Annotated in this window: 12 protein-coding genes; 5 read left to right on the forward strand and 7 right to left on the reverse strand. The window is 45.5% G+C overall.

Going from position 1 to position 14,835, the window contains the following annotated elements:
• Nucleotides 1-87: 87 nt before the first annotated feature.
• From phoR to EYQ95_RS11565, 3 genes are all read right to left on the reverse strand, one after another.
• A complete protein-coding gene (phoR, locus tag EYQ95_RS11555) occupies nt 88-1,392 on the reverse strand; it encodes a phosphate regulon sensor histidine kinase PhoR (protein ID WP_111916111.1) in 1,305 nt (434 codons plus the stop codon).
• 28 nt (nt 1,393-1,420) lie between these two features.
• On the reverse strand, nt 1,421-2,107 hold the full coding sequence (phoB, locus tag EYQ95_RS11560) for a phosphate regulon transcriptional regulator PhoB (protein WP_111916112.1): 687 nt from the start codon (nt 2,105-2,107) through the stop codon (nt 1,421-1,423).
• A gap of 95 nt (nt 2,108-2,202) precedes the next feature.
• Complete coding sequence (locus EYQ95_RS11565; RefSeq protein WP_111916113.1) at nt 2,203-3,216, reverse strand: porin; 1,014 nt, start codon at nt 3,214-3,216, stop codon at nt 2,203-2,205.
• Nucleotides 3,217-3,473: 257 nt separating this feature from the next.
• On the opposite strand from EYQ95_RS11565, the gene EYQ95_RS11570 reads away from it, so the two are divergent.
• The 4 genes from EYQ95_RS11570 to EYQ95_RS11585 all read left to right on the forward strand — a co-directional run bounded on the left by EYQ95_RS11570 (nt 3,474) and on the right by EYQ95_RS11585 (nt 9,717).
• A complete protein-coding gene (locus EYQ95_RS11570; RefSeq protein WP_111916114.1) occupies nt 3,474-5,237 on the forward strand; it encodes a sensor histidine kinase in 1,764 nt (587 codons plus the stop codon).
• 44 nt (nt 5,238-5,281) lie between these two features.
• Complete coding sequence (locus EYQ95_RS11575) at nt 5,282-6,181, forward strand: recombination-associated protein RdgC (RefSeq protein ID WP_111916115.1); 900 nt, start codon at nt 5,282-5,284, stop codon at nt 6,179-6,181.
• Nucleotides 6,182-6,538: 357 nt separating this feature from the next.
• Complete coding sequence (locus tag EYQ95_RS11580) at nt 6,539-7,816, forward strand: S8 family peptidase (protein ID WP_256371953.1); 1,278 nt, start codon at nt 6,539-6,541, stop codon at nt 7,814-7,816.
• The gene (locus EYQ95_RS11585; protein WP_111916117.1) at nt 7,813-9,717 is read left to right on the forward strand and encodes a hypothetical protein; all 1,905 of its coding nucleotides are present in this window, start codon (nt 7,813-7,815) and stop codon (nt 9,715-9,717) included. The genes EYQ95_RS11580 and EYQ95_RS11585 overlap by 4 nt, the downstream gene beginning before the upstream one ends.
• A 53-nt stretch (nt 9,718-9,770) precedes the next feature.
• Here the strand turns inward: EYQ95_RS11585 and EYQ95_RS11590 are convergent, their stop codons facing one another.
• Nucleotides 9,771-10,598: an HDOD domain-containing protein gene (locus EYQ95_RS11590; protein WP_111916118.1), complete on the reverse strand. Its 828-nt coding sequence runs from the start codon at nt 10,596-10,598 to the stop codon at nt 9,771-9,773.
• Between the two features lie 98 nt (nt 10,599-10,696).
• Here EYQ95_RS11590 and srmB point away from each other — a divergent pair, with 98 nt between their 5' ends.
• On the forward strand, nt 10,697-11,953 hold the full coding sequence (gene srmB / locus EYQ95_RS11595) for an ATP-dependent RNA helicase SrmB (RefSeq protein WP_111916119.1): 1,257 nt from the start codon (nt 10,697-10,699) through the stop codon (nt 11,951-11,953).
• A gap of 19 nt (nt 11,954-11,972) precedes the next feature.
• On the opposite strand, the gene EYQ95_RS11600 is transcribed toward srmB, so the two are convergent.
• The 3 genes from EYQ95_RS11600 to EYQ95_RS11610 all read right to left on the reverse strand — a co-directional run bounded on the left by EYQ95_RS11600 (nt 11,973) and on the right by EYQ95_RS11610 (nt 14,832).
• Nucleotides 11,973-12,362, reverse strand: coding sequence for a VanZ family protein (locus EYQ95_RS11600; protein ID WP_111916120.1), 390 nt, complete (start codon nt 12,360-12,362; stop codon nt 11,973-11,975).
• Complete coding sequence (gene thiI / locus EYQ95_RS11605; protein WP_111916121.1) at nt 12,350-13,828, reverse strand: tRNA uracil 4-sulfurtransferase ThiI; 1,479 nt, start codon at nt 13,826-13,828, stop codon at nt 12,350-12,352. Before thiI ends, EYQ95_RS11600 begins: the two co-directional genes overlap by 13 nt.
• Before the next feature lie 71 nt (nt 13,829-13,899).
• Nucleotides 13,900-14,832 (reverse strand): flagellar motor protein MotB, encoded by a 933-nt coding sequence (locus EYQ95_RS11610; RefSeq protein WP_111916122.1) that lies wholly within the window; start codon nt 14,830-14,832, stop codon nt 13,900-13,902.
• Nucleotides 14,833-14,835: the final 3 nt, after the last annotated feature.

Here is a 14,835-nt window from a genome sequence, read left to right on the forward strand (position 1 = left end):
GTGACAGCTAAGTGAATGCAAAATGACAATTCAATGACAAGTGAGAAGGTTTTGTGACAAATGCGGCGTTTTTGTGACAGCTAAAATTTAGCTCGCCGCACTTAGAAGTAGGCTATGGGGAATAACGAAGCTGAAGGTGCTTCCTTTGCCTAAAACACTTTGAACTTGCAGGTATGAACGATGATGTTCTAACGAATGCTTCACGATAGACAAACCTAAACCCGTACCACCAGTACCGCTGTTTCGGTCGTCTTCAACGCGATAAAAACGCTCCGTTAGTCTAGGCAAATGTTCGGCGCTAATACCATGACCGTTGTCGGTCACGGAAAATTCAGCACCTTGCATATTCATTTTCCACGACACTTTAATGATGCCTTCAGTGGGGGTGTACTTAATTGCGTTTACTACAAGGTTCTGAATTGCAGCGCTAAGCTTCTCTTCACTCCCTTGAACAATAATACTGTCGTCTATTTCTACTTGTAATGTTTGGTCTTTCGACTCTGCCATAATTTTCAGGTCGGCAAGCAACCGCTCTGTTAATTGTTTCACACGGATAACGTCGCTTACGTCTGAGCCCTGAGCTTCCATACGCGAAAGCGTAAGTAACTGTTCGACCATAATCTGCATGCGACCGGTTTGACTCGTTATGTCGCGAATTGCTTTTTTCATTTGCTTGGGCGGCATAAGCTCTGGATCTTCCATAAGCTCTAAATAGCCTTGCATAACGGTAAGCGGTGTTTTTAATTCATGGGACACATTGGCAACGAAGTCTTTGCGCATGCGTTCAAGCTTTGAAATTCGAGTAACGTCTCGAGCTATCACCAACCACTGTTTGCCCGCATAGGGCATAATTCTTAACTCGATCATGCGGCTGTCACCCACTGGCGACGACAACGTAATTGACTCTTTAAAGTCGCCCTTTCTAAAGTACTTCACAAAACGTGGGTGGCGTATAAAGTTGGTGATACGTATGCCTTTGTCAGCTGGCCATTTCAAGCCAAAATAAAGCTGAGCTAAACGATTCGCCCACACCAAATTACCACTTGCTTCTAACACCATGCCCGCATCGGGAATCGACTCAGCGGCTTCACGGAAGCGCTGCAAAATCATGGCTAAATTACGACGTCTTAACTGCGAGCGACGCAATGTACGATAAATACCGTCGTAAATGTCGCTCCAAGTACCCGGAGCTTGTGGAGGGTGCATGGTGCGGCTTTGCCACAACCATTTACTTAGGCGCTGCTGATAAAACAGTCCCCAAACAATCAAACCAAATAGAAATAACGCGATAAGCTCAGCACTGATACCCCAGATACTGCCTATTGCAGCCAAGCCGGCGCAAATAACAACAATACGAATGAGTAGCCGAGCAAAATTATAATCGCGTTCCATAGATTACCTTTCAGGAAGACAACTTAAATTATCGCGCAGAGAAACGATAACCTACACCTCTAACCGTTTGTACAAGTCGATCATGTCCATGCGATTCTAACGCTTTTCTTAAGCGACGGATATGCACATCTACCGTTCTGTCTTCCACGTATACATTCGTACCCCAAACGTGGTCAAGTAGCTGCTCACGACTATACACGCGCTCTGGGTGTGTCATAAAGAAGTGTAATAAGCGAAATTCGGTCGGCCCCATATCTAGTGGGTCGTCGTTGGTTGAAACTCGGTGTGACACTGGGTCTAGCTTAAGCCCTTCAACAACCAGAGGCTCGTCTAATGAAGTTGGGTTCACTCGGCGGAACACTGCACGCATACGCGCAATCAACTCTTTTGGAGAAAAAGGTTTAGTCATGTAGTCGTCGGCACCAACTTCTAACCCTTTTATCTTGTCTTCTTCTTCACCACGCGCTGTGAGCATAATGATTGGAATATGCTTTAAATGCTCAGTTCCTTTAATTTTGCGCGCAAGCTGCACACCACTACCACCAGGAAGCATCCAATCTAACAGAATCATGTCTGGGTAAGGTTCAACTAAACGCTCTAGTGCAACATTGTAGTCTGAAGCTTCCACGGGTTGATATCCGTGTTGCTCCATAACGAAAGCAAGCATCTCGCGAATTGGTGCTTCATCTTCAACGATTAGAATTCTACTTGGCATGACCATATCCCATTATTTATTCGATATATTATCAGTATGGGATAGAAGTGTGACACTTTTATGACTTCCGTCGAAAAAGTGTCACATTCTCGATTTTAGAATCTGAATACTACGCCAGCAGACAGTCCGAATGGGTCGTTACCTGCCATTACAGGAAGAGACTTACCAAATCCACCTTCAGTGATTGAGGCTAGACCTAGGTCGTCATTGTTAGTCATGGTAGCCACAGTGTATACCGTTAAGCTTGGCGACAATACGCGGTCTAAACCAATAGAGAACGAGCTTGATTCGTTATTGTCGATGTCGTCATAACTACGCGCACCCACTTGCGCTTTAAGCCAGTATTCGTTGTTTAAGCGATAGCGACCAGACAAGATCCATCCAGTTGCGTCACCCTCAACTAAGTTAGTTACGCGCTGACCAAGTGCAGCAACACGCCAGCCATCACCGATACGAACAACACTAAAACGAGTACCTTTTACTGTTTTACCTACGTTACGGTTGTCGTGCTGATAGCCTGCAGTAAATGCCCAGCCACCAGTACGGTATTGCAACGACGTACCAATAATGTCGTTGTCGTTCGTTACCGTTACGCCAGTTTGTTCTTCAGTTCCGTAATGAAGCTTCCATACAAAGCCATTCATATTCGGAGTTTGGTATTGCACAGCATTTTTGTAACGGCGGTCGAGATGCATTTCACCACGACGAAGCATGTTACGGCCATCACCAATTCGGTCACGAAACTCTTCAACACCCGAAAGAATAGACTTGGTTGGAGAACCAAAGTAACCGAACGTTACGGTACCGAAGTCGCCTTTAAATCCGATTAAAGTGTCACGAGCGCCCAGAGAGCTGCCGCCTTCACTTACGTCTACCGAGCGTTCGATTTCGGCAAAAACACTCAAGTCTTCATTCAGTCGGTAATCAGCTGTTACACCGATGCGACTTGCATTACTCGCTACATTAAGGCCACCTTCGTCACCGTCGTACAAATAAGCTGTCGACAATTGAATACGACCGTAAAAGTCTACTTCTACTTCGTTCGCTTGCGCTATAGAAGTAAACCCAAGAGCCGCCACTAAAAGTCCAAGTGTTTTTACCTGTTTCATAAAACTTTCCTATCGTGATGATGAAAACGACAATTGTATGACACAAACATTACAGCTTTATTACAAGTGACACTTTTATTGCAGATTTTCTACCAAAATATGAATTAATTATGACGAAATTGAAATGTTCGTATACTGAACGCTTCAGATTATAGCCTGCAATGACAGTATTTTCTTGCGAACCTGCATGCTATTCGGTAGTTTTGACATGGAATTCCAAATTTTCATGCGCAGACTAAATGACAGGAAACGTGTAAGTGCAATATAAAAGCATTTCTCGAACCCTTCTCACTCGGGTTTTATCAGTCTATTTTGTGATCACCTTCATCGTGACTACTGCGCATATTGTTGGTGAGTACAACAATACCAAACGTTCTTTAGCGATTGAGTTAGAGAACCAGCACAACACCTTTTCTGCCAGCCTTACACGTTCACTTTGGGAGTTTAACAACCAACAAATCCAAGCGCTTGCCGACGGCCTTATTAGTATTCCTGCAATTGGTGGCTTAGTGATTCGTGACGACCGTGGACAACTTATTGTGCAAATGGGGCAAACGCTGCCCTTGAATGCTTTGCCCAATAACCCAGAAAGTCCTGTGAAAATTTCTGAGCGCGACGGTATTTTCGGACATTACAGTCCACTCGCGTTTGAGTTTTCAGGTCAGTCTACCTTGGTAGGTGACATTACCCTGTTTTCTAACCGCGACGTTGCCATTGAGCGCCTTAAAGTTAGCCTTTTGTTTTTACTCGGTAACGCCATAATTAAAACAACGTTCCTGCTTCTTTTGTTTACCTACGCATTTAATAAAATGCTGACACGCCCCATGCAGGAGCTCACTACTCAAATTGAAGCGTTCGAGCCAAACTCACCCGACGAGTCTAGGCTGAACCTGAGTAACGCCAAAGAAAATGAGTTCGGCCTTTTAGAAGGTGCGTTTAATGAGTTGCTCGACAAAATTAGTGAATATCAAACCGACTTACAACGAACTCAAGACAAGTTAGTTCACGCAAACCGCAGGCTCGACGAGCAAAATGACCTGTTAGAGCAAGAAGTAGCAAGAAAAACTTCGGGTATGAGCAAGCTAATGCTAGACCTTGAAGAGCGCCGTTTAGATCTTGAAAAACGCCAATACGAGCTTGAACGAGAAATTCAGCAGCGCCGCTTAACTGAAGCAACACTGAAGCGCACCAATGAGCGCCTGAAAGATTCCTTAGACACGATTAAAACAGCACAATCGAAACTTGTAGAAAGTGAAAAACTCGCTTCTCTTGGTGGTTTAGTTGCGGGTATCGCGCACGACGTAAATACCCCCATTGGCATTGGTGTAACTGCAACTTCATTCCTTGCAGACCGGGTAGAAGCCTTAGCTATAGCGTTAGACGACCAAACACTCACTCAGTCGCAAATGAAGCGGTTTATTGACGAGGCACGAGAAAGCGTTCAACTTCTTGAAAATAATCTACACCGTGCAAGAGAGCTCATGTCTAGCTTCAAAGAAGTCGCCGTGGACCAAAGCTCAGACGCAATGAGAGACATTTCATTGGCTGCCTATATGCGCAACGTAGTGAAGTCGCTACACCCAACATTGAAAAAACAAAATGTTTCCATAGACATTGAATGCGACGAAACAATAAAAGTGAAATGCCTTGCCGGCGCACTTGCCCAAATTCTTACCAACATGATTATGAACTCGGTTATTCATGGTTTTGAAGGTAAAGAGTCTGGCCACATTACGATTCAAGCTAAGCTCGATAAAGATGTTCTAGAATTCTTATACAACGACGATGGTTTAGGCTTAAGTGAAGAGCAGCTTGAACACCTTTTCGACCCATTCTTTACCACTAAAGCCAACCGAGGCGGTAGCGGCTTGGGTACCCACATTATTTACACACTTGTGCGCGAAACCTTAAACGGTGAAGTGAATGCCTTTAGCGAACAAGGCAAAGGCCTGAGCTACCAGTTCTCTTTCCCTGTAGTTCCTCTAGAGAAAGACGCAGAAGCGACTGACAACGGATATTAAAGTCGTTACCATACCTTTTTGCTTGCGAATAATGGAGTCTACAAATGTGGTTTCGCAACCTTCGTGTTTATACCTTTAGCCAAGAGTTTTCTGTTCCTGGTAATCTTCAAGAAGCGCTCGTTCAGAACCAATTTACCCCCTGCAACCGCAGTGAACCTATGAGTTTAGGTTGGGTGTCTCCATTTGCCCAAAGTGAACTGATGGCTGTTGAACAAAAGGACGCGGTACTTTTGTGTTTACGCAAGGAAGAGAAAGTTGTTCCAGCTAGCGCAGTAAAAGAAGAATTAGAGCATCGCAAAACCCAGTTTGAACAAGAAAATGCCTATGCGATGCCGCGTAAAGACCAAAAGGCGCTTAAAGAAGACATTATGAACGAAATGATGCCTCGTGCCTTAAGTAAGTTCGCATTAACGTGGGGCATTATCGATATTAAGAATCAGCGTGTTTATGTCGACTCTTCTTCTGCAAAAAAGGCCGAAGAATTTACCTCTCACCTAAGAACTTCTCTAGGCTCTTTACCTGTTCAACCTTTTGCCTCTGAAGGACCTGCGTCATTATTTATGACCGATTGGGTGAAGAAAATGAAAGCACCGGATGGCTTTGAAATGGGTCAAGACGCTGAACTAAAACACCTCAGCGAAGACTCTATGGTGGTTAAAATTAAAGGCCACGATCTCGACATGCCAGAAGTACAGGAACACTTAAAGCAAAACAAACGTGTGACTGAATTGGCGATGTCGTATCAAGAAAATATATTGTTCTCGCTAGCCGACGACTATGGCATTAAGCGCATAAAGTTCACAGACCAAGTAATGGAGCAACGCGACACAGATGGGTTGGATGCCGCGGCGTTACTCGATTCAGACTTAGCGCTTATGCAAGGTGAGTTTAGCCAGTTGGTAGATGCCCTTGCCGAAGCATTTGGGCAAGCTGCTAACGACTAGCTAAGCGCTAAAATAATATTCAACACAAGCCGCGGTTAGCCGCGGCTATTTTTTCCTCTCCAGAAATATGCCTCACTCGAATTGCTATGCACCTTATGAGGGAGTGAACCCTTAGCAACCTCTCCTTGTTCGTAAAAAAACCGCTCTTTACAAAGTTATCACTTGGTTCATTGATTAAAGTTATAGACAGTGTTAACAATAATGGAGGACAACAAAGCAAGGACATAAGAATGAAAAATCAATGGAAGTACTTATTAGCTCTCACAGTCACAGGCGCAATCTTTACCCCCCCCCTACTCTCACGCGGAAACTTACGAAGAAGCCTTTTACGAAAACCACATTAAAGACCGGTACATCGTGCGTTTTAACGAAGGGCATAGAATGGCTACACAAGCAGTCCGAGCATTAACTACTCAATTTGCCAATCAGCAGAATATCGAAGTGGGTTCAGTTTTTGACCATATCTTACAAGGTTTCTCTGCCTCTATGCCTGCTGCCCGCGCCGAGGCTTTAGCTCGAAACCCGAATATACATTCGGTTGTGCCGGTAGCTCCTGTGTACCTTAACAGCTACACACAAGATGATCCGGACTGGGGACTCGATAGGGTTGACCAGGTCGACCTGCCTTTGTCCAGTAGTTATACCACCGAGTATCAAGGTAATGATGTCAAAATTTACGTCGTTGACTCGGGCGTAAACTACAATCACCAAGAAATGAATGGCAGAATTACACAGTATTTCGACTACTTTGGCAGTAGTAACTATCTGTATCAATCCCCCGAAGTAAAACTTTGGTGTTCGGCAATTATTCCTCCAGAAGATGGTAGAGTGGATAGTGTTTGGAATAAAAATCACGGTACGCACGTTGCAGGTATAGCTGCAGGTCAAAGCTTTGGCGTGGCCAAGCAAGCAGAAGTCTACGACGTTCGAGTGACTGATTGTTATGGGAATGCTAGTACTGCATCGATAATTGCCGGACTCAATGCAATTTACCGACGTGGGCATGACGATGCCGAGTTAATTTCAGTGGTAAACATGAGTTTGGGACTATCTGCAACGGAAGGGGGCGAAGACCCATTTGAAATTGCAGTCAATCAATTAATAGACACCAATAACTTTATCGTAGTCGCATCTGCTGGAAATGAAAATATAGATGCCATCAATAAGACCCCTGCCAGAATTCCTAGAGTGGTCACAGTTGGAGCCACAACGATGTATGATGAGCGTGCCGATTTCTCAAACTATGATGCGGTTGTAGATATCTTTGCTCCGGGAGCAAACATTACTTCAGCAACATACAGCTCAAACTCTTCGTATGGAACCCAGGATGGAACATCTATGGCAGCTCCTTTCGTTTCCGGCGCTCTTGCCTTATTAATTGACCAAAATAGATATTCAACAACCGTTAACCCGAGTGATATTATAACCTCGTTGATTAATGATGCTAGCTTGAACAAGCTATATCAGGTTCCTAGCGGTACGCCCAACAAACTTCTCTACATTCCCAATGATGGTGATTCCGGCGGTACTGATGGTGGCTCTGGTGGTGATGATGGAGGCTCCGGTGGAGACCCAAACTTCGGACTCGAATGCCCCTATATGGACGAAAACAACAACTGGGTGATGTGCCCATGATGATCAAATCAACTATCTACAACACCGTCAAAACAGCGCTAGTTTTACTAGCGCTCGTTTCCTTTCAAAGTTACGCTGGCTTTACACCCAAACAATTGTTCCTGCCAGAAATGAATTTCGATACCGATGAGAAACTTGGACAACGTATTACTACTGGTGATGGGTATGTATTATTCCAATCTATATCTATGGATGAAGGTGGTGGATACGTAAGAGTGTTCGCCCTCAACTCAAATGGACTCTGGCGTGAAACACAAGTACTCAGAGGGGAATCATCTCTCTATGGTGACCGCATTGCGGTAGACGGTCATCGCTTCTTTGTCGCTGACACTGAGGCGCGCCCTGGAGATATCGCAAGTCCATTCGCTTCCGGCGTCATTTTCGAATACGAGTTTGACCCTGAAACTCAACAAGCAACTCTTGTTAGAGAGATTGACCGGCCAAAATTAGGCATTAGCGCTTTCGCAACGGAAATCAATTATGATAACGGCTGGCTCATCACCTCCACTTGGCTAGACCAACTCGGTACAGAGAATGGTTTAGAGGGCGGAAAGCTCTTTATTTTCAAAGAAAATGCCGACTCGCAATGGGAGTTACATTCTGAAATTTGGTCCGAGGACTTTGAACTACAAAGCTCTGCCTACAATGGTTTTGGGCAGGAAATAAATATAAGTTATCCATGGCTCGTGGCATATGGGTCAGTGATGCATAATTCGCTTACTAACGATATTGACCCAGAAATTCAAATCTTTAAGCATAACGTTGAAACTGATGAGTGGGAGTTTCATCAAACTATTGAAAGCGTTGGCTTCGAAAATCCAACTGACGGTTTACTCAGTATGCGTAACTTAGAGTTAGTAAACAATGATCTTATCTTTGATGGTAGGAAAGAAGACGATGCCCACTACGTTTCCCACTACCAATACAACGAGGTTGACGATATTTGGAGCCTGCAAAACCAGTTTAACTACGAACTAGGGCAAGAGGACATATCGGATAATCTAGCAAGATACGCGTTTGCTCGACACATCAAATTAGATGGAAACCGCCTATATATTTCCACCAACCTGGCCGCCAAGTACTACCATGAAAACGAAATTATCAATTCATTGGGTGAGGTTTTAGTCTTAGAGCGCTCAACCGCTTCGTCAAGCTGGGAAGAAGTACAGCGATTTTACGCTCCAATTCCACCAGAAACGCTAAGCCCCCCTGCCCCCCTTCGGGCTGGGCATCTAGGTACATTTATGGACATTACCCCTGATGGAGAGCTATTTGTCGCAAGTGGTGGCGCTTATGTTTACGGCGAGTTCGGCACTGGTGCGGTGTACCTTTTCACCGAAGAAGACAACACCGTTCCCATGCACCTCGACAGTAATGTCGCCTCACAAAGCGTTTCCGAAGGTAAGAACTTCCAAGTGTCTTTAAATATCGATAATTTGTCTGAACGTACAGTAAACAATATTTTAATTGAAATCGACCGGTACGCTGGAGGTAGCGAGCCTAGAATTCACCTTGAAAGCTCAAGCCACTCCTGCTGGGAAGAAGCCACTGACCTCTTCTATCGCTGTAAAATCGACAATTTAAGAGCGCTTTTAGGCGACACCGTTGAACTCAATTTAAGCGCTTCCGTAGTTGGAGAATACGATCTTAACTTTCGGCTATTTGCAGCACCTCAAGATGCTGTACCAGAAAATAGAGAGTTAACCATTGCGCTTGATGTAGACGAGAATAATGAAACTACGCCAGACCCCACTCCTGAGCCTGATCCAGACCCCGAACCCGACTCAGGTTCGAGTTCAGGTTCTAGCATTGGGTATTGGACACTGATTCTATTGTTTGCGATGGTCTTTAGGCAGTCGAGAGTGAATATCTCAAAAAATCACGTATTACGGGCGGGCTAATTCAACCAGCTTGTGGCCGACATCACAAAAGCCTTCGGGCAATCACAAACTACTTAACTCAACGCTTCTAAAATACTCTTATACTCCGCCTGAACATGTTCCTGCTCCCACCAGTTGGGGGCAGGCAACAAGCCGGTTTGTACGAAGCAACTTAACAACGCTTCACTACGCTGTGAGCTGTGCGTTTCAGTCAGAACACCTGCAAGTTGAATAATACTCAGGTAAGACGGCTTAAAGCTCACAATCGCGCCCTGCCAATGCTCACCCACGTGAATTTGTTCGTCGGCAAATTTCCATGCTTTTAAAATCATGCCACTTAACGAAGGTGCCACGCTGGCAATGCAGTCGTTTATAAACGTAGGGTTAGCAAAGGTGTCGGCATGTTTCTCTGCCATAGTAAGCACCGGAAGTGCTCCAATTTGGCTGGTCATCGTCATCAACGCTGCGGTGTGTTGGTGCAACCGCACTTTGCCATCGTAATTTTTCAATAACACAACCACTGCCGCGGTAAGCTTCACAGACTCGAGCCAACACTCCTGCATACGTCGCCGAACAATATCGTTTTTCGCTTCGAACAATTGCTCCATGGCCAAACCTACGACGATGTTGCGGACCTGCCAAAGCCCTATGCGCGTTAAAGCCTGCTGCAAGCTCTCGACACGAACTGCGCGACCAAGCCATGCACTGTTAGCTAGTTTTACCATACGAGCGCTTAGCGCTGGATCTCGGGCAATAATGGCATTTAAGTCTTGTAAGGAAACATCCGGGTCATTAGCAGCTTGCTCGACTTGAATCGCAATGTCTGGAAGCGTGGGTAACTTCAATGTGTCTTGTGAAATTTCGTTTTCTAATATGCTCAAAAAGGCTTTTTTGGTGGCCATTCTTATTCTCACGTTACGAACCCTTCGCAAGGGCGTACTCCCATGCTTAAAAATCGGTTATGATCAGTGTATCTATTTAACCGGAAAAAGCGAATCCGATGACTCCAGATTGGCAAGATCTTGAACTTAGTTCAGAATTAATACAAGTGCTGTTAGAAGAAGGTCTCAAAAAACCGACCCGTATTCAACAGCTAGTGATACCGCACGCCTTGGAATTAAAGGATATTTTTGCGACTTCACCTACAGGAACCGGCAAAACCCTTGCTTATTTGCTGCCAGTGTTCCAATACCTAGTCGACTTCCCGCGCAGCAAGCCCGGTTCAGCTCGAGCATTGGTTCTTGCGCCAACCCGTGAGCTGGCGAATCAAATTGGCTTATGGGCAGAGAAACTAGGCAAAGCAACGGGGCTGAAGTCACTAACCATTACTGGCGGTGTAAATTACGGTAGTCATTTGGGTGAAATGGAGAAGAATCTCGATATCGTCATTGCTACACCAGGCCGTTTAATTGACTACCTTGCAGCTGAACAATTTAGCGCCCACGAATTAGAGCTCATGGTGTTAGACGAAGGCGATCGCCTACTCGACATGGGCTTCCGTGGTGCGGTGGAACAAATTCAAAGTGAAGCTCCTCACCTGAAGCAACGTTTCCTGTTCTCCGCCACCAATGACGACCATTCGTTACGAGCTTTTTCGAAAGCAGCATTGAATGCTGCAACGGTTATAGACGCAGAGCCACCGAAACGTGAACGAGGAAAAATCACTCAGTGGCTGCATATTGCAGACACTTTAGAACACAAAGTAGCTCTTCTTTCACGTACATTGAAAGAATACACAGGCCGCGTTCTGGTATTTGTGAAAAAACGTGAGCGTGTACATGAAGTGCATGCGCTGTTACAACGAGAGGGTTTTAATTGCCTGTTTCTTGAGGGCGAATTACCGCAAGACGAACGGCAAAAACGTCTTGCCGCGTTTCATTCTTTAAGATCTCGCATTCTAGTTGCCACCGACGTTGCCGCACGAGGCATAGACGTGCCAGACGTAGAGCTTGTGGTGAATTTCGACCTTCCAGTGAAAGGCGACACCTACGTTCATCGCATTGGCAGAACAGGTCGAGCTGGCAAGAAAGGAACAGCAATTAGCTTAGTAGAAGCTCATGACGCAATTTATCTTGGTCGCATTGAAAAATACCTCGGCCAAAAAATCGAACGCCGATTCATTAAAGATTTACGTCCACAGTTCAAATTCCCAGAACCGGACAAAATCGCCAAGAAAAAGAGCAAAGCTAAGAAAGTGAAAAAGAAAGAGGCTAAGAAGAAGGCAGCCACTAAAAAGCCGAGTAAGCCTAAGAAGTAATACTCAATACAAGCCGCGGTTATCCGCGGCTTTTTGTTTCAGGCTGGCGGCTTAAAACCGCATACCAAGCAGCACGAACGCCATAAAACAGCGCAACACCAACCATGTCGGCTAGAAAGTCTACCCACTCTGCACCACGCCCCGGAATATAGTATTGCACCCATTCTACAGCGCCGCCGTATATGCCAAGAATGACGAAAGCGAGCCATACTCTTGGCGAAAACGCGAAGTGCAATGTGGTGGCAAGGCCGAAGAACAGAATAACGTGGGCTATTTTGTCGTACATGGGTATAGAACGCGGTGTTAAGTCACTTGGGACTTGGCTGAGTAAGCCGATAGAAGCAACAACAACACTTAGAACAAAAAGTACTCGCCCTTTGCGCCTTAAGAATTCAATTAGCTTTTGCATACTGCCTCGTCTGCAAGCACAGCTACCTGTGTAAAGCCCATATTGCGTAACGTAATCGCTTGTAGGCGACTCATTACACCCTGCTTGCAGTAAAGCACTACCGGTTGGTTCTTATCAAGACCTTCAGCGGCTCTTGCGAGTTTAAAAAAGGGTAAATGTTGTACCTTAGAACCGGATAAAACTAACGGGTTTAATTCCTCTTCCTCTGGCGCTCTAATATCTAGTACCAACTCATTACCGTTAAGCTCTGCCAAATCGTTTATTTGACGTATATGTGTTTCTTCTTGGGTTACGGTTGGAATATTTCTTACATCGATAAGCTTACCGTTAAGTACAGCGGACTCTATGAGCTCGTCGTTTAGTGTTTCCTCCGCCACCTTAATGGCTCCGCGCTGTGCCTTTACGGTTGGCTTATTAGAGATAACACCACAATATTCAGGAATAGCCGCGGCCATCTCACCAACACCAATACTGTTTGCTAGGTCTACAATGTCCTGCTTGTCCGACACAATTAGAGGTCTTAACACCAACGTATCCGTTACTTCGTCTATAACCTGCAAGTTAGTCAGTGTTTGGCTCGAAACTTGGCCTAACGCTTCACCGGTAACAATAGCTTGGGCATTTAAACGTGAAGCTACAATAGACGCAGCTCTTAGCATCGCGCGCTTCAGAAGTACGCCCATAAGGCCGGGCTGGTCTTGCGTGAGAATACGGTCTACAACATCACTGAAGTCGATAGACACAAATTTAACGGGATGCGACTTTGAGAACTTTTCCCAAATAAAGTAGCTGACTTCTTTGACCGCCGCTTCGTGCGCTTCCGCGCCACCTAGGTTAAAGAAACAAAAATGAGTTCTGGCGCCTCTGCGCATTAAAGCGTAAGTCGCTACAGCGCTGTCGAACCCGCCGGAAATAAGTGACACCACCGTTTCTTGTGTAGGAATAGGATAACCACCTAAACCATTAAAGCGTTCAATTTCAACGTTCGCTTGGTCGTCTTCAAGCCAAATTTTTACGGTTTGCTCTGGGTTTTTAAGTTGAACGCGAGTGCCTTCAACACGAGCCTTAATACCACCGCCAATATATGCGGCAAGGTCTTGGCTACTGAATTCATGTTTTCCTTTACGCTTCACACGAACCGCGAAAGACTGGTTGGCAAGATGTTCACCTTGCTTGTCGAGCACAAACTCTAGAAGTTGCTCAAAGCTTTCGAACGGAGTGTTTTCAACTTGCTCGATGTGAGAAATACCGGGCGTGTTTTGCAGCCGATCCAGTACCTGCGCACACACTTCAGGAACTTCCGGCGTTTCTACCTCTAACTTGTCCCACAAGTTGCGAACCTTGATCTCGGGCGAGATAGCTTTCATAAGGTTACGAATGCTGCCGGTTAAAACCTTGCTATAGCGTTGTCTTAACGACTTGCTTTTAACGGTAATTTCGGCGTGAAAACGAAGGACAAATATCATGGTACCGACCAGTAGTGCTGTAAAAGCGCAGTATTATACTTGTTTTCGCTATGGGCGGAAAGCGACGGTAATTACTGGTCGGTTACAGCATCAATTGGTGCGCTTTCTAACGCTTCGCCTTGTAGAATGGCAATTTCCACACGACGGTTACGGCGGCGGTTGTCTTCGCTATTGTTGGGTACTAATGGGCGCGTGTCTGCAAAGCCTTGCACGGTCATTCGACTGGTGTCGAACTCATTTGCTTGGCTCATCTCTTCAGCTACGCTCACTGCACGAGCACTCGATAAGTCCCAATTAGAACTGTGCATTTCAGAGCGAATTACACGGTTGTCGGTATGACCTGAAATTCTAACTTCTCCAGGAATATTGCCAATGACACTGGCTATCTGGCGAATGATTGGACGGAACTGAGGCTGCAGGAACGCCGAACCTTGAGGGAAGGTTCCTTGTTCATTCACCCGAATAATGATCTGTTGACCCAGTTGTTCTAACTCTAACGCGCCTTCGTCAATTTGTTCGCTTAGCTGTTCTTGCAAGCGCATCATCAGTTCCATGAGTTCTTGTGCGTCTTCGTTCATATTCTGGCGTTGTTCCATTGAAGAGTTAGACTCTTCAAAGGTTGTTTCACCGCCTTGGTCACGAGAGTCACCGCCTTGCTCGCTGTCCTCACCAGCTTGGAACTCAAGCGCTTGCTGAGTCATGTCTAGCGTTTGCTGTTGAATGGTTTCAATCGGCGTAGGCTCTGGGCGGCCTGGGCGGAATTCTTGCGCAATAACACTGGTTCCGCGAGGAATGTCGGTTACTTCAATTTTGTTTTGCACACCGAAGGCAAACTTCATTGAGCCTGCAATCTGTTTAAATCGCAACACGTCCATTTCTGAGAACGCTAATAACAGAACAAAGAAACACATAAGCAGCGCCATCAAGTCGGCAAAAGTCGCCATCCATGGAGCAAGCCCCTTGGGTGGACACTTCGGACATTTTTTCTCGATGACAGCTGCCATAAA

It is taken from the genome of Lysobacter sp. N42 (assembly GCF_004344885.1).